Annotated in this window: 14 protein-coding genes; 12 read left to right on the top strand and 2 right to left on the bottom strand. The window is 73.7% G+C overall.

What is annotated here, in order from left to right; all coding sequences use genetic code 11:
• The first annotated feature begins 5 nt into the window (after positions 1-5).
• From Actkin_RS31420 to Actkin_RS31395, 6 genes are read left to right on the top strand one after another with little or no spacing between them, the layout of a single operon-like run.
• Positions 6-1508, top strand: coding sequence for a flavin-containing monooxygenase (locus Actkin_RS31420; protein WP_258905257.1), 1503 nt, complete (start codon positions 6-8; stop codon positions 1506-1508).
• Entirely contained in the window at positions 1505-3538 is a 2034-nt protein-coding gene (locus Actkin_RS31415) for an MFS transporter (protein WP_258905256.1), read from the top strand. Before Actkin_RS31420 ends, Actkin_RS31415 begins: the two co-directional genes overlap by 4 nt.
• Positions 3519-4229, top strand: coding sequence for a PIG-L deacetylase family protein (locus Actkin_RS31410; protein ID WP_258905254.1), 711 nt, complete (start codon positions 3519-3521; stop codon positions 4227-4229). Before Actkin_RS31415 ends, Actkin_RS31410 begins: the two co-directional genes overlap by 20 nt.
• Positions 4226-6730 carry a glycoside hydrolase family 3 protein gene (locus tag Actkin_RS31405; RefSeq protein ID WP_258905253.1) on the top strand — a complete coding sequence of 835 codons (2505 nt, stop codon included), beginning with the start codon at positions 4226-4228 and terminating at the stop codon, positions 6728-6730. Before Actkin_RS31410 ends, Actkin_RS31405 begins: the two co-directional genes overlap by 4 nt.
• 20 nt (positions 6731-6750) lie before the next feature.
• A complete protein-coding gene (locus Actkin_RS31400) occupies positions 6751-7611 on the top strand; it encodes a helix-turn-helix domain-containing protein (RefSeq protein ID WP_189209208.1) in 861 nt (286 codons plus the stop codon).
• The gene (locus Actkin_RS31395) at positions 7598-7816 is read left to right on the top strand and encodes a DUF397 domain-containing protein (protein ID WP_189209209.1); all 219 of its coding nucleotides are present in this window, start codon (positions 7598-7600) and stop codon (positions 7814-7816) included. Before Actkin_RS31400 ends, Actkin_RS31395 begins: the two co-directional genes overlap by 14 nt.
• Here Actkin_RS31395 and Actkin_RS31390 read toward each other — a convergent pair.
• A complete protein-coding gene (locus Actkin_RS31390; RefSeq protein ID WP_258905252.1) occupies positions 7788-8330 on the bottom strand; it encodes a type VII secretion system-associated protein in 543 nt (180 codons plus the stop codon). The two genes, Actkin_RS31395 and Actkin_RS31390, sit on opposite strands and share 29 nt — an antisense overlap.
• Positions 8331-8496: 166 nt before the next feature.
• On the opposite strand from Actkin_RS31390, the gene Actkin_RS31385 reads away from it, so the two are divergent.
• From Actkin_RS31385 to Actkin_RS31370, 4 genes are read left to right on the top strand one after another with little or no spacing between them, the layout of a single operon-like run.
• The gene (locus tag Actkin_RS31385) at positions 8497-8868 is read left to right on the top strand and encodes a hypothetical protein (protein ID WP_189209211.1); all 372 of its coding nucleotides are present in this window, start codon (positions 8497-8499) and stop codon (positions 8866-8868) included.
• Between the two features lie 19 nt (positions 8869-8887).
• Positions 8888-10144, top strand: coding sequence for a hypothetical protein (locus tag Actkin_RS31380; RefSeq protein ID WP_258905251.1), 1257 nt, complete (start codon positions 8888-8890; stop codon positions 10142-10144).
• Entirely contained in the window at positions 10141-10920 is a 780-nt protein-coding gene (locus Actkin_RS31375) for an ESX secretion-associated protein EspG (RefSeq protein ID WP_258905250.1), read from the top strand. Before Actkin_RS31380 ends, Actkin_RS31375 begins: the two co-directional genes overlap by 4 nt.
• Positions 10917-11279, top strand: a complete 363-nt coding sequence (locus tag Actkin_RS31370) for a sterol carrier family protein (RefSeq protein WP_229786621.1) — start codon at positions 10917-10919, stop codon at positions 11277-11279. Before Actkin_RS31375 ends, Actkin_RS31370 begins: the two co-directional genes overlap by 4 nt.
• On the opposite strand, the gene Actkin_RS31365 is transcribed toward Actkin_RS31370, so the two are convergent.
• Positions 11276-11926, bottom strand: a complete 651-nt coding sequence (locus Actkin_RS31365; RefSeq protein ID WP_189209213.1) for a TVP38/TMEM64 family protein — start codon at positions 11924-11926, stop codon at positions 11276-11278. The genes Actkin_RS31370 and Actkin_RS31365 overlap by 4 nt on opposite strands.
• 120 nt (positions 11927-12046) lie before the next feature.
• Between Actkin_RS31365 and purF the strand changes: the two genes are divergently transcribed.
• On the top strand, positions 12047-13582 hold the full coding sequence (purF, locus tag Actkin_RS31360) for an amidophosphoribosyltransferase (protein ID WP_189209214.1): 1536 nt from the start codon (positions 12047-12049) through the stop codon (positions 13580-13582).
• A gap of 17 nt (positions 13583-13599) precedes the next feature.
• A complete protein-coding gene (gene purM, locus Actkin_RS31355; protein WP_258905249.1) occupies positions 13600-14676 on the top strand; it encodes a phosphoribosylformylglycinamidine cyclo-ligase in 1077 nt (358 codons plus the stop codon).
• Positions 14677-14727: the final 51 nt, after the last annotated feature.

Genomic DNA, 14727 nt, shown 5'->3' with positions numbered 1-14727 from the left:
GAGCCATGCGGATAGCGGTGATCGGCGCGGGCCCGGCGGGACTGACCAGCGCGAAGCAGGCGCTGGCCGCGGGGCACGACGTCGTCGTGCACGAGAAGCACGCCGACGTCGGCGGCATCTGGAACCCGGCGGCGGGCGGGGCGTACGACTCGGTGCGCATGCAGACCTCGCGGCTGGCGTTCCCGTACTCCGACTTCCCGCCCGCGACCCCGACCGACTTCCCCTCGCTGGCCGAGGTGCACGGCTACCTGCGCGAGTACGCCGAGCACTTCGGCGTGCTCCCAGTGACCCGGTTCGGCAGCGAGGTCACCCGCGTGGCGAAAGTGGACGGCCGCTGGCGGGTCGGGGACGAGGACTTCGACGCCGTCATGGTCGCCACGGGCGAACTGTGGCGGCCCCGGCTGCCCCCGGGGACGCCGCCGGGGACGCTGACCGCCAAGGACTACCGGCGCCCCGAGCCGTTCCGCGGCCAGCGGGTCCTGGTCGTGGGCGGCGGGGTCAGCGGGGCCGACATCGCCGGGGAGCTGACCGGCGTCGCGGCGTCGGTCGACTGGTCGGTCCGGCGCAAGCAGCTGTTCCTCCCGCGCTACTGCGGCGAGTTCTACAACGACGCGCTGTTCTCCTACGCGGGTCGGGTCGCCGTGGAGGACATGCCCTACGGGGAGTACCTGGCGTGGCTGGAAGAGCTGATGCCCGCCTACATGCGCACCTACCGGGCCACCGGACTGCTGCCCGACGACGGCTTCCACGGCGCGGTCCACGTCAACGAGAAGATCATCCCGCTGGTCGACCAGGGCGCCGTCCGCGCGCGACCGGCGTTCGCCGCGTTCACCGCCGACGGCGCGGTCGAGTTCGCCGACGGGCGCGTCGAGCGCTACGACACCGTGATCCTGTGCCTGGGCTACCAGATGCCCGACTACGGCTTCATCGACGGCCTGCGGCGCGAGGACCTCTACGAACACCACCTCCACCGGATCGACCCCACCCTCGCGGTGATCAACACCCCGGTGGACACCGAGGCGTTCGGCACCGCGTGCCCGTACTTCGAGGCCATCGCGGGCTGGGTGCTCGCCGTCTGGGCGGGCACGGCGCCCCTGCCGGACGTCCGCGAGCGCTCCCGCTGGTGCGCGGAGCACATGGGCGCGCTGCACCGGAGGCGATACCTGGACTGCTGGCTGGAGACCGTCCGGTTCCGCCTGCTCAGCGGCGCCCTGCCCGACCCGGCCACCGACTTCGCCGACTACTGGACCGCCATGGCCAGCGCGGTCTCCCCGCACAACCTCGTCTGGCCGAGCCCCCGGCCTGCCGCGCACGACTCCGCCGTCGACGTCGCCGACGTGCGCCGCCGGGTCCTGGCCGGGCTGCCCGAGGGCGTCCGGGACGCGCTGCTCGCCGACGCCCAGATCACCCCGGCCGACCACGCGGCCGCCGCGCTGGTCCCCCGGGAGCGGGTGCTCGACGCCTGGCTGCCCTACCGCCAGCACCCGCGCGTCGAGGCCCGGCGGTGATCACCGACGGCCCGCTGGTCCGGCTGGTCGGGGCCACCGCGGCGATCGGCGTCGGCGGCGCGTTCGTCGTCACCACCACCAGCCTGTTCCTCGCCGAGGCCGTGCTGGCCACGCCGCTGATGATCGGCCTGTTCTTCGCCGGGCGCGCGGCCGCCGAGATCGGCACGGACCTCTACGTCGGCGGCCTGTCCGACCGCCTGCGCAGCAGGCGCGCGCTCATCGCGGTCTGCGCGCTGCTGTCCGCCGTGGGCGCGTTCTCCTACATGCTGCTGCGCGACTACACCGTGCTGCTGATCGCGGGCGCGGTCTTCTTCGGCATCGGCGGGGCCACCTTCGCCCAGCTGTTCGCCTACACCCGCGAGTTCGCCGAGCACCGCGGCGTCGGCCCGACGATGTTCACCTCCGCGCTGCGCTCGGTGACGACGCTGGCCTGGATCGTCGGGCCGCCGCTGGCGTTCCTCGTCATCGCCGAGTTCGACTTCGCCACGCTGTACGCGGCGGCGGGCGGGCTGTACCTCGTCGGGGCCGCGCTGTCCCGGTGGGGCATGCCCGACCTGCCCAAGGTCCGCGAGCCTGCCCAGCGCGCCACCTACGCGGGCCTGGGCGCGCGGACGTACCTGCTGCTGGGCGCGCTCGTGCTCATGCTGACGGTCAACACCGCCTACCAGATCACCATCGCCCTGTTCGTCACCAAGGACCTGGGCATGGGCACCGGGGTGCCCGGCCTGCTCGTCGGGCTGGCGGCCGTCATCGAGATCCCGGCGACGCTGCTGATCGGCGCGCACGCCGACCGGCTCGGCAAGGCCAGGATCGTCCTGGCCAGCACGGTGACCGCGGTGGTGTTCTTCGCCGTGCTGCCGCTGGCCACCAGCCTGCCCGCGCTGCTGCTGCTCCAGATCCCCAACGCGCTGTGGACCGCGGGCGTGCTCAGCCTGCCGGTGGTCATGCTGCAGGACGAGATGCCCGACCGGATCGGCGCGGCCTCGGCGCTGTACGCCTCGGGGTTCAAGGCGGGCGGCCTGCTCGGCGGCAGCGTGACCGGCGTCGCGGGCCAGTTCCTCGGTTACCCCAATGTGTTCTGGGTGTGCGCGGGGCTGTCCGCGCTCGCCGCCCTGCTGATCGGAGTGCGCGGTATGTCAGATGTCCGGCCGGTCGCCGCGACCGTCGTCGTCCCCACCTACAACCGGTCGGGGCTGCTTCGGCACACGCTGGACTCGCTGGCCAGACAACGTCTCGCCGAACGGTTCGAGGTGATCGTCGTCGACGACGGCTCCACCGACGACACCGCCGACGTGGTGCGCGGCTACCGCGACCGGCTCGACCTGACGTACGTGTTCCAGGAGGACGAGGGCTACCGCGTCGCCAAGGCGCGCAACGCCGGGGTCGAGCGGGCGCGCGGGGAGATCACCGTGTTCGTCGACTCCGGGGTCGTGCTGCACTCCGGCGCGCTGGCCGCCCACCTGGCCGCCCACGCCGGGGGCGCGGTCGCGGTCAGCGGCTACGTGCTGTGCTTCAACGAGGACAACGAGGACGGCGCGGAGATCACCGCCGCCATCGACTTCGCCGATCCGGACTCCACAATGGACGAGCTGCGCGCGCAGCGGCGCTGGCTGGACATCCGCGAGGAGTTCTACGCCAAGTACGGCGACGACTTCGGCGACCTGCCCGCGCCCTGGCTGATGTTCTGGACCTGCAACGCCTCGGCCCCCACCGCGGCGATCCGCGCCGTGGGCGGGTTCGATGAGGCGTACCGGTCGTGGGGCGTGGAGGACGTCGACCTGTCCTACCGCCTGCACCGGGCGGGCACGCGGTTCGTCCTGGCCCGCGAGGCGTGCGCGATCCACGTTCCGCACCCCAAGAGCTACGCGGACAACATGGCCAGCGCCGCCGGGAACTACCGCTACTTCGCGGCGAAGTACGACTCGCCGATCACGGATCTGGTGGTGGGCAACCACTTCCACGACATCAACGACATCATCCGCGAGCGCGGGCTGGTGGAGGAGGGCACCGATGCCGCGCCCTCCCGCTGACGTGGTGGTGCTCTCGCCGCACCCCGACGACGACGTCATCGCCTGCGGCGGCACCATCGCCGCGCGCACCGCGGCGGGGGCCGACGTCGTCGTCGTGGTCGTGACCGACGGCGCGCAGTCCCACGCGGCCGTGCTCGGCATCCACGACGACCCGACCCCGGCGGAGCTGACCGGGATCCGCCGAGACGAGGCCCGCTCGGCTGCCGCCGTGCTCGGCGTGACCGACGTGCGGTTCCTCGGCCACGGCGACACCCGCCTGTCGGAGACGCTGCCCGCGTTGCGCGCGCAACTGCTCGCCCTCTTCGCCGAACTGCGGCCAGCCGAGGTGTTCCTGCCGCACGAGGTGCACGAACTGCACGGCGACCACCGCCTGACCGGCGAGATCGCGGTGGGCTGCCTCAAGGAGCTGGGCCAGACGCCGAAGCTCCGGAAGTACGTCGTGTGGGACGAGCGCACCGAGGCCGAGTTCGCCTTCACCAGCAGGCAGCCGACCGAGCGCCGGGCGCCCGATGGCGAGCGGCTGGTCGAGTTCGACATCACCGAGCACCGAGCGGCCAAGCGGGCGGCGCTGGCCGAGCACCGCACCCAGGTGTCGCTGTTCGCCCCCGGCCAGACCCGGCCGGTCGTCCCGGCGGCGTTCCAGCGGCGGGTGCTGGAGCGCACCACCGAGGCATTCTGGACGGAGCCATGACACCCCTCGTGCCCACCACCGGACGCGGTCGCCTGACCTACCACCCGACCTGGCCCCGGCTGCGCTCGGCGATCGCGCCGGACCCGGCCGTCGAGGCGCGGGTCGCCCGGCTCGTCACCCGGATGACCCTGGAGGAGAAGCTCGGGCAGATGATCCAGCCCGAGCTGGCCCAGCTCACCCCGCAGGACGTCACCGACTACAAGATCGGCTCGGCGCTCAACGGCGCGGGCATCTGGCCCGGCGGCGACCGGCACGCGGGCGTCGCGGCCTGGGTCGAGACCGTGGACACCTTCTGGGCCGCCGCCGAGGAGGCCTACCGGGACCGGCCCTTCCGCATCCCGTTCATGTGGGCCACCGACGCCGTCCACGGGCACAACAACGTCTACGGCGCCACGGTCTTCCCGCACAACATCGGCCTCGGCGCGGCGGGCGACCCGGACCTGGTGCGCCGCATCGGCCGGGCCAGCGCCCGGGAGATCCTGGCCACCGGCATGGACTGGACGTTCGCCCCGACCGTGACGACCCCGCGCGACCGGCGCTGGGGCCGCTACTACGAGGGCTACTCCGAGGACCCCGAACTCGTGCACGCCTACGCCGCGGCGATGGTCGAGGGCCTGCAGGGCGGCGCGGAGGCGCTGCGCACCGGGCGCGGCGTGATCGCCACCGTCAAGCACTGGGTCGCCGACGGCGGCACCGCCGACGGGGCCGACCGCGGCACCGCCCGCTGCCCGGAGGACCACGTCCGCAACATCCACGCTGCGGGCTTCTACTCCGCGATCGAGGCGGGCGCGCAGTGCGTCATGGCGTCGTTCTCCAGCTGGGAGAACCCCGCCAACTACGACCACTCGCCCGGTCGAGGGGAGCCGTACAACCACAAGGTGCACGGGTCGAGGTACCTGATCACCGACGTGCTCAAGGACGCGATCGGCTTCGACGGCATCGTGATCAGCGACTGGGACGCGCACTCCGAGGTCGCCAACTGCGCGCCCGGCGACGCAGGCTACGCGATCAACGCGGGCCTCGACGTGCTCATGATCGCGGGCCGCGCGGCGTGGCAGTCGGTCTACCACACCGCGATCGAGCAGGTCCGGTCCGGGATCATCCCGATGTCGCGTATCGATGACGCCGTCGCGCGGGTGCTGAGGGTCAAGCTGCGCGCCGGGCTCTGGACCCGGCCGCGGCCCACCGAGCGGCCCGTCGGCACGGTCGGCGGGCACCACGAGCTGTCCCGCGAGGCCGCGCGGCGCTCGGTGGTGCTGCTCAAGAACACCGCGGGCGTGCTGCCGATCCGCCGCTCCGCGCGGGTGCTGGCCACCGGCAGCGGCGTCAACGACATCAGCAAGCAGACCGGCGGCTGGACGCTGACCTGGCAGGGCGACGACATCGTGCCCGCCGACCTGCCCGGCGGCGCGACCGTCGCCGAGGCGCTGGCCGAGGCCGCCGCGGACGTCGTCGTCGACCCCGAGCTGATCCGCGTCGACCCGACCGTCTACGACGTCGCCGTCGTCGTGCTCGGCGAGGACTCCTACGCCGAGATGCGCGGCACGCTCAAACCGTGGCGCAGCCTCGGCTACGCCGACCTCAAGCTCTCCTACGCCCGCGACCTGGAGATCCTGCGCAAGCTGCGGCACGCGGGCGTGCCGATCGTGACGGTGTTCCTCACCGGGCGGCCGCTGTACGTCACCGAGGAGATCAACCTCTCCGACGCCTTCGCCGTCGCCTGGCTGCCCGGCCCGCACGGCGGCGGGATCGCCGACGTCCTCTTCGGCGCCCACGACTTCACCGGGCGGCTGCCCAGCTCCTGGCCGCGCGGGCGGTTCACCTCCGCGGTGAACCGGATCCCGCCGCACATCCCGGATTACGCGGTCCCGCCGGAGGAGACCGAGCCCGAGGGCGACGACGCGCCGCTGTTCGAGGTCGGCTACGGGCTCACCCTCGCCGACCTCGGCCCCGGCCCGCTGCCGCTGGACCCGCCCCGCGTCGCGCCGCCCGCGGCCGCCGAGGCCGTCCCGCTGCCGATCCTCACCGGCGGCAGGCCCGCCGCGGGGCTGCGCTTCCGCATCGGCGGGCACAACACCTGGTCCCGGGTCGACATCGACTTCGCCGCGCCCACCGACGAGCTGATCGTGCGCGCCGACCCGCTCGGCGGCGAGCTGCGCCTGCGGTTCAAGGGGTTCCCGGCGTTCGTCTACGCCGAGAACACCTCCGGCCTGCCGCGCGACCTGCGCGGCTACGCCGCGGCGGGCGGGGCGATCTCGCTGGGCATCCGCGTCGTCGAGCGGCCGGAACGCCCGCTGTACCTGGCGGTCCACGACGACTACCCGGCCCAGCCGGGCCTGGACATCACCGACCGGCTCGGCGAGGAGTGGACCACCCTGCGGGTGCCGCTGGCCGAGCTGCGCCGGATAGGCTCGGACCTCGAGCACGTCGATGTGCCCTTCATGATCTACACTGAGGGTTCGGGTTGCGTCGAACTCCGCAATATCCGCTGGACCCCGTAAACGCCGATCCGAACGACACCATGGACCGCGTGCCAACGATCCGCAGCCGTGAACTCGGCGACGCACTGCGACAAGCCCTCAAAGCCGCGGGCCTCACCGGACAGGAAGCCTCACGCAGGCTGGGCTGGTCGCCTTCCAAGGTGTCCCGCCTGCTGCTGGGCGCCCGCGGGGCGTCCGAGCGCGACGTGTCCTCCATCCTGCTGCTCTGCGGCGTGAACGGGGCCGAGCGCGCGCGGCTGCTGTCGCTGTGCCGCGAGCCCGGCGGCTGGATCCAGCGGCTGGGCAAGCTGCCCACGCAGCTCAAGACGCTCGTCGACCACGAGAACCAGGCCAGCGCCATCGACGAGTTCGAGCCGACGCTGGTCCCCGGGCTGCTGCAGACGGTGGACTACGCGCAGGCGATCGTGCGGGCCAACACCAACGTCCCCCCGCACGAGGTGGAGGAGCGCGTGGTGGCCCGCACGGCCCGCCAGCAGCTGTTCCGCCGCGCCCGGCCGCCGCGCTTCGCCTTCTACATCCACGAGTTCGCGCTGCGGCTGCCGGTCGGCGGCCCGGAGGTCATGGCCGACCAGCTCAACCACCTGGTGCGGATGTCGGCGAGGGACAACATCCTCGTGCGCGTCGTGCCCGCGTCGGTCGGCGCGCACGCCGCGCTCGCGGGGGCCTTCCGGCTGATGGAGTTTCCGCATTACAAGCCGATCGTGTACCTGGAGAGCGAGAACTCCAGCCTGTTCCTGGAGCGCCCCGAGGAGATCGCGGCGTACCGGGGCATCCTCTCCGCCCTCGCCGAGACGGCGCTGGGTGCGGGAGAATCGCGGCAGGTCGTCGCCGAACTGGCGAGCGAGCTGTACGCGGACGGAGAGGACAATGGTGTCCTATGAGCGGGCGTCCTATTCCCTGTCGTATGTACTGGCCCTCCGTTGGCGGCGGAGCAGCGCCAGCGCGGCCAACGGGAACTGCGTCGAGGTAGCCCCGGTTCCCTCCGGCTGGCTCATCCGGGACAGCAAGCACACCGGGCCGAGCCTCGCGGTGGGCGCGGCGGCCTGGGCGGCCCTGCTCAGCCGAGCAGGTCGGCCGCCGGGATGATCGCGGTGATCGGCCCGGTCGGGTTCACCACCAGCGGATAGCCGTTCAGCTGCGCGGCCAGCGCCGAGCCCTTGACCTCCCGCCAGCCCGGCCACTGCCGGGGCACGCGGCCCACCGAGGTGCACGCGGGCACCATCACCTGGCCGTCGTGGTTGGGGAACGCGGTGATCCCGGTGTCGCGGGCGTCGCGCGCGTAGACCAGCAGCTTCGCCGTGCGCAGGGCGGGCAGCAGCGCGCCCTGGTCGAGGTGGCGGGTGCGCACCAGCTGCAGCACCTTCTCCACGTCGTTGGAGGGCAGGGGCATCCGCAGCGCGCGCGGCGACGGGCGGTATTCGGCGTTGGGGCTGAACGTCTCCCGGATCTCGCCGGACGCGTCGACCGGGTAGGCCCCGACCACGCCCCACGGCGGCACGTCGTCGTCGGCCTCGAAGACCGGATCGATGACGTACAGCCAGCTTCCGGGGTTGGCGCGGGCGGCGATCCGCATGTCGAGGGTGATCTCCGGCTGGTCCATGGGCTGCTCCGAATGGCGTCGGTGCTGTTCGGCCGATTATCGTATGCGCTCGGTCACGGCGGACCGAGCCCGCCACGGTCTCGTGAACTCCCGGCGGGAACCGTTCCACCCCGGAGGTCATCGAAGTTAGAGTCGTGGCAATCGCTCAGGACGAGGGAGCCAGCTGGTGTTTCTAGCCGATGGCGGAGGGGGCGCGGCGCCGCCCGCCTACTCCGGGACCCAGACCCTCAGCATCGAACCGTCCGCCATCCCCGGCGCGCTGGCCGCGTTCCGCGACGCCTACGACCGGGTGGCGGCCAAGGTCGCCGCGCTCGACGGCCTCGCCGTGCCGGAGTGGGCGGGCGACCCGGTGAGCGGCGAGACCGCCGCCCAGTTCGCCCAGCGCACCAACGGCGGCGCGGCCGACTCGGCCATCGCCTGCCTGCGCGGCTACGAGCACCAGCTGCTCGCCGCGGTCACCGCGCTGGAGGCCGCCTACGCGGCGTACTCCATGACCGAGGGCACGAACACCGCTATGTGGGGCAAGCAGCACTCCTGAGGCACGAGGTGATCGGAAGATGGGCACGCACCGCTGGCGCGGGTATGACCACGCCGAGCTGCACAGCATGATCAACTCGGGTCCCGGCCCCTCGGCGTCGACCCCGCAGACGGAGTACTGGGAGTCGCTGCTGCGCGAGCTCGGCGACATCGACCACGACCTCAACGCCAAGCTGGGCACCCTCGCCGCGACCTGGCAGGGCGCGGCGGGCGACGGCGCGCAGGGCGCGCTGAACCCGTTGCAGGTGTGGGCATCGGACTCGCAGACCGGCGCGAGCGGGATGCGCGCGTCCACCGAGTACCAGGCCGAGATGATCGCCCGCGCCCGCGCCGAGATGCCCGAGCCGGTCGCGGTGACCACGCCCGCGCCGTCCGGTTGGGCCAAGCTCGCCGCAGGCGCCGCCCTGTTCACCGGCGACGCGGGCCCGGCGATGGCCGTCGCGCAGCAGGCCGCCGACCACGAGGCCCAGGAGGCCGCGCGGGACGCGGCGGCGCAGAAGGCCGTCGACACCATGGAGTCCTACGCCGCGAGCAGCGAGTTCAACCGCAACACCCTCGGCGAGTTCGTGCCGCCGCCGGACGTGGTGGTGTCCACGCCCGCGCCGTCGGGCGGGACGGGGACGTCGGCGGCGTACTTCAGCAGCGCGACCGCAAGCGTGTCCGGCGGCTCCGGCGGGAGCGCGCCGTCCTACGCCGCGCCGGTCCCGCCCTCGGGCGGCGGTGGCGGGTACACGCCCCCCAGCGGTGGCGGTGGTTCCGCGACGCCGTTCGCGCCCGGCGGGACAGCGACGCCACCTGCCGCGTACACGCAGCCGTTCGGCACCACGCCGTCCGGCTACACGCTGCCCAGCCAGCTCCAGACGGGCCCGGCCCCGGCGCAGCCCGCGCTGCCGCCCACCGCGCCCCCGTCGGCGCCGCCGCCCGCCGGTCCGCTCGCGCTGCCCGGCCCGCCCGGGTCGGGGGGCCACCGGCAGGCGACGCCGTTCGCCCCCGGCGGGACGGACACCGAGAACACGCGCGGCAACCACGCGTTCCGGCACGGCATGGGCGTCGCGGGCGAGGGCCACGTGGGCGCGCGCGGCGGGGTCGTCGGCGCCGTGCCCACGCCCGGTCCGCGCGGCGGGGCGGGCATGGGCGTCGCGGGCGCGCCGGGAGCGCGGGGCGACGGCGACGACGACCGCGAGCACGGCCTCGCCGACTACCTGATCGAGACCGTCGACGTCTTCGGCGACGAGCGCACCGTGTCCCAGCCGGTCATCGGCGACGAGCCGCGATGATGCCGTTCGGGGCCGTGGAGGCCGAACCGGTCACGCTCACCGCGCTGGAGTTCGACGTGCTCTGGGAGCACCTGGCGCCGGGCGCCATGCCGCTGATCGTCAAGGTGCCCTCGCCGGGCAAGACCCACGAGGAGCGCGCCGCCATCGAGGACGGCGTGTGGCGCGGGCTCGCCGCGCGCGGCGTCGACCGCGACGACCCGGAGATCGCCGAGGTGTTCGGCCTGCTGGCCCGCCCGGAGCGCGAGGTCGACGGGCGGCTGTGGGCCGGGCGCGGCGTGCGGCTGCTGGCCTGCTCGCGCGAGGACGCGGCCGCGCTGGCCGTGCTGTCCGGCGACACCCTGCGGCTGAGCCGGATCTCCGCGCTCGGCCTGGCCGCGGCCGCGGTCGGCGAGCTGCCGTCCGCCCCGGCCGGGCCCGGCCGCTCGGTCACCCTGCGCACCGCCGACTTCGAGGCGGCCGCCCAGGGCGACGGGACCGTCCGGGGGTTCGAGGGATCGCTGCTGGGCAGGGGCGTGCGCGCCGACGACGCGGCCGCGCTGGCCGAGATGATCGGGGACGTGCTGCACACCGGGAACTTCGGCGCCGCCGTCCGCGACCGTCTCGGCCGCCGGGTCCGCGGCGAGCGCGTCGTGTCGTTCTTCGACACCGCCGCGGGCCGCTACGTCCAGATCCGGCGCGCCTCCCCGGACGGGGAGCTGTGGACGACGATCTCGCCCGCGGACTCGCGCAAACTGACCCACCACGTGGACGAGCTCTTGCGGGAAACAGCCGAGTGACCGACCCGAACGACCTGCGCGCGGCCGTGGCCGCCGTGCTGCCCTGGCTCGACGGCGGCGAGCGCCCCGCCCGTCCGGCGCTGGCCGCCGCCGTCCGGCTGAGCCTGCGCACCCTGGCCGAGACCGCGCCCGGCCGGACCGTCGAGGTGCGGGTCCCGCCGTTCGCGGCGATCCAGTGCGTCGCCGGTCCCCGGCACACCCGGGGCACCCCGCCCAACGTCGTGGAGACCGACCCGCGGACCTGGCTGCGGCTGGCCACCGGACGCCTGTCCTGGCCGGACGCGCTGGCCAGCGGCGCGCTGCACGCCTCGGGCAGCCGCGCCGACCTCGCCGCACACCTGCCGATCGTGCGGTTCTAGGCGGTCTCGACCAACTCCGGGTCGACGCGCTTGAGCGCCCGGTACAGGCCGATGCCGCCCGCCACCGCGAGCACGCCGTACACCGCCAGCAGGGCGGGCGGTGTCGTGCCGGTGAGGGCGTCGCCGAGGACCACCGCGGCGGCGGTGCCCGGCAGGCTGCCGATCAGCGTGCCCCACAGGTACGGCCGGTACCCGATCGTCGACAGGCCGCAGCAGTAGTTGACCGGGGCGAAGGGCACCACCGGGATCAGCCGCAGCGACACCACGCCCGCGAACCCGCCCGCGCGCAGCCGCGCGTCCACCGCCTTGATCGCGCCGTGCTCCAGCAGCGGCGACGTCCAGCGGCGGCCGAACCGCCGGGCGGCGGCGAACGCCAGCGACCCGGCCACGCCGGTGGCGACCATGCCGACCGCGACGCCCAGCGCCTCGCCCAGCAGCAGGCCCGCGGACAGGTTGAACACCGTGCGCGGGATCGGGAACGCGGCGAGCACGGAATACGCCAGCAGGAACAGCGCCGGGGTGGCCCACCCGGCCGCCGCCGCCCAGTCGCGCACCGCCGCGGGGCTGGGGATCGGGACGAGGAAACCGATCGCGACCACGGCGGCCAACACACCGAAGAGCGAGACCAGCGTGGCGCGAGGAGACACGCCGTCCAACGGTACCGGCGTGACGCTCCCCACCCTCCGTCGGTCGGAACTGAGCTCGCGAGCACTTACACTTTGGGGGACATGCTGATGTCAGACTGTTGTCACTGACAGGGAGCTTCGGTGGTCTCCGACCAGTTCTCGACTGGCCCCTCTCCGCTCGACCCGCCCGAGACCGACCCCGAACCGCGCGAGGAATGCGGCGTGTTCGGCGTGTGGGCGCCGGGCGAGGAAGTCGCGAAGCTCACGTATTACGGGCTGTACGCGCTCCAGCACCGAGGGCAGGAAGCGGCGGGCATCTCCGTCTCCGACGGCAACCAGATCGTGGTCTTCAAGGACCTCGGCCTGGTGAGCCAGGTCTTCGACGAGCAGGTGCTGGTCTCGCTGCGCGGCCACGTCGCCGTCGGCCACTGCCGCTACTCCACCACCGGGTCCACGACCTGGGAGAACGCGCAGCCCACGTTCAAGACCACGGCCACCGGCAGCGGCCTGGCCCTGGGCCACAACGGCAACCTGGTCAACACCGCCGAGCTGCGCGACAAGGCAGCCGAGCTGGGCCTGCCGACCAACGGAGCCACCACCGACTCCGACCTGCTCACCGGCCTGCTGGCCGCCGCCGCGGCGGACAAGGGCATCGAGCAGGCCGCGATGGAGCTGCTGCCCGGCGTGCGCGGCGCGTACTGCCTGGTCTTCTCCGACGAGAGCACCCTCTACGCCGCCCGCGACCCGCACGGCGTGCGCCCGCTGGTGCTGGGCAGGCTGGAGCGCGGCTGGGTCGTGGCCAGCGAGACCGCGGCGCTGGACATCGTGGGCGCCTCGTTCGTCCGCGAGGTCGAGCCCGGCGAGCTGATCGCCATCGACGCCGACGGCCTGCGGTCGAGCCGCTTCGCCAACCCCGAGCCCAAGGGCTGCGTCTTCGAGTACGTCTACCTGGCCCGGCCCGACACCACGATCGCGGGCCGCTCCGTGCACGCGACCCGGGTGGAGATCGGCCGCAAGCTGGCCGCGGAGGCCCCGGTCGAGGCCGACCTGGTCATCCCGGTGCCCGAGTCCGGCACGCCCGCCGCGATCGGGTACGCCCAGGCCAGCGGCATCCCGTACGGCTCGGGCCTGGTGAAGAACGCCTACGTCGGGCGGACCTTCATCCAGCCGTCGCAGACCATCCGCCAGCTCGGCATCCGGTTGAAGCTGAACCCGCTGCGCGATGTGATCCGGGGCAAGCGGCTGGTCGTGGTCGACGACTCCATCGTGCGCGGCAACACCCAGCGCGCGCTGGTGCGCATGCTGCGCGAGGCGGGCGCGGTCGAGGTGCACGTGCGGATCGCGTCGCCGCCGGTGCGCTGGCCGTGCTTCTACGGCATCGACTTCGCCTCCCGCGCCGAGCTGATCGCCAACGGGCTGGACCTCGACGGCATCCGCCGCTCCATCGGCTCGGACTCGCTGGGCTACGTGAGCCTGGAGGCGCTGGTGCAGGCCAGCGAGCAGCCGCGCACGCGGCTGTGCTCGGCCTGCTTCGACGGCGACTACCCCATTCCGCTGCCGGACGACGCGCGCATCGGAAAGCACCTGCTCGAAGGCCTGGAGAAGGGAGTCGCGGGGGACGCGGCGCCCGTGGTGGCCGCCGGGTACGGTGCTTCGGACGCGCTGTCCCGCCCCTAGATATCCGGAGATCCGAAGTGTCTGACCCGACGTCGACCGGCCCCGCCACCTACGCCGCGGCTGGGGTGAGCATCGAGGCGGGCGACGAGGCCGTCGAGAAGCTCAAGCCGTGGGCGGCCAAGGCCAACCGGCCGGAGGTGCTCGGCGGGATCGGCGGGTTCGCCGGGCTGTTCAAGCTCCGGCTGGACCGGTGGCGCGAGCCGGTGCTGGCCTCGTCCACCGACGGCGTCGGCACCAAGATCGCGGTCGCGCAGGCGCTGGACATCCACGACACCGTCGGCGTCGACCTCGTCGCCATGGTCGTCGACGACCTGGTCGTCTGCGGCGCGGAGCCGCTGTTCCTGCAGGACTACATCGCCGTGGGCAAGGTGCTCCCGGACCGGGTCGCCGCGCTGGTCAAGGGCATCGCCGAAGGCTGCGTGCAGGCGGGCTGCGCGCTGCTGGGCGGGGAGACCGCCGAGCACCCCGGGCTGATGTCCGACGGCGCGTACGACCTCTCGGCCACCGGTGTCGGCGTGGTCGAGGCCGACGCCGTGCTGGGCCCCGACCGGGTGCGCCCCGGCGACGCGCTGATCGCGATGGGCTCCTCCGGCCTGCACTCCAACGGCTACTCGCTGGCCCGGCACGTGCTGCTGGACATCGCCAGGATGCCGCTGGACGGGCACGTCGAGGAGTTCGGCCGGACGCTGGGCGAGGAGCTGCTGGAGCCCACCCGCATCTACGCCAAGGACTGCCTGGCGCTGATCCAGGAGGCGGGCGTGCGCACCTTCGCGCACATCACCGGCGGCGGCCTGGCCGCCAACCTCGCGCGGGTCATCCCGCCCGGGCTCAAGGCCACGCTCGACCGGGGCACGTGGACCCCGCAGCCGGTGTTCTCGCTGATCGGCCAGCGCGGCCGGGTCGAGCGCGCGGAGCTGGAGCGCACGTTCAACATGGGCGTCGGCATGGTCGCCGTGGTCGCCCCCGAGGACGTGGACCGCTCGCTGGCCATGCTCACCGCGCGCCACGTGCCCGCCTGGGTGGTCGGCGAGGTGCGCCCGTCGGCCGACGCCGAGCCGCGCGCCGAGGTCGTCGGGGACCACCCGAGGTTCTGAGGCAACCTCCCGGGGACCCGCCCGCGTAGTACGGGCGAGTAGGGAGGTTCC

This window comes from Actinokineospora sp. UTMC 2448 (assembly GCF_024760565.1).
In the GTDB taxonomy this organism is placed as follows: Bacteria; Actinomycetota; Actinomycetes; order Mycobacteriales; family Pseudonocardiaceae; genus Actinokineospora; species Actinokineospora fastidiosa.
The sequence above is the reverse complement of the archived record's forward strand: the minus strand, read 5'-3'. Positions and strand labels throughout refer to the sequence as shown.

Coding starts and splice junctions, on each gene's coding strand:
- Actkin_RS31420 (WP_258905257.1), top strand. CDS start 6: ATGCGGATAGCGGTGATCGGCGCGGGCCCGGCGGGACTGACCAGCGCG.
- Actkin_RS31410 (WP_258905254.1), top strand. CDS start 3,519: ATGCCGCGCCCTCCCGCTGACGTGGTGGTGCTCTCGCCGCACCCCGAC.
- Actkin_RS31405 (WP_258905253.1), top strand. CDS start 4,226: ATGACACCCCTCGTGCCCACCACCGGACGCGGTCGCCTGACCTACCAC.
- Actkin_RS31400 (WP_189209208.1), top strand. CDS start 6,751: ATGGACCGCGTGCCAACGATCCGCAGCCGTGAACTCGGCGACGCACTG.
- Actkin_RS31395 (WP_189209209.1), top strand. CDS start 7,598: ATGGTGTCCTATGAGCGGGCGTCCTATTCCCTGTCGTATGTACTGGCC.
- Actkin_RS31390 (WP_258905252.1), bottom strand. CDS start 8,330: ATGGACCAGCCGGAGATCACCCTCGACATGCGGATCGCCGCCCGCGCC.
- Actkin_RS31380 (WP_258905251.1), top strand. CDS start 8,888: ATGGGCACGCACCGCTGGCGCGGGTATGACCACGCCGAGCTGCACAGC.
- Actkin_RS31375 (WP_258905250.1), top strand. CDS start 10,141: ATGATGCCGTTCGGGGCCGTGGAGGCCGAACCGGTCACGCTCACCGCG.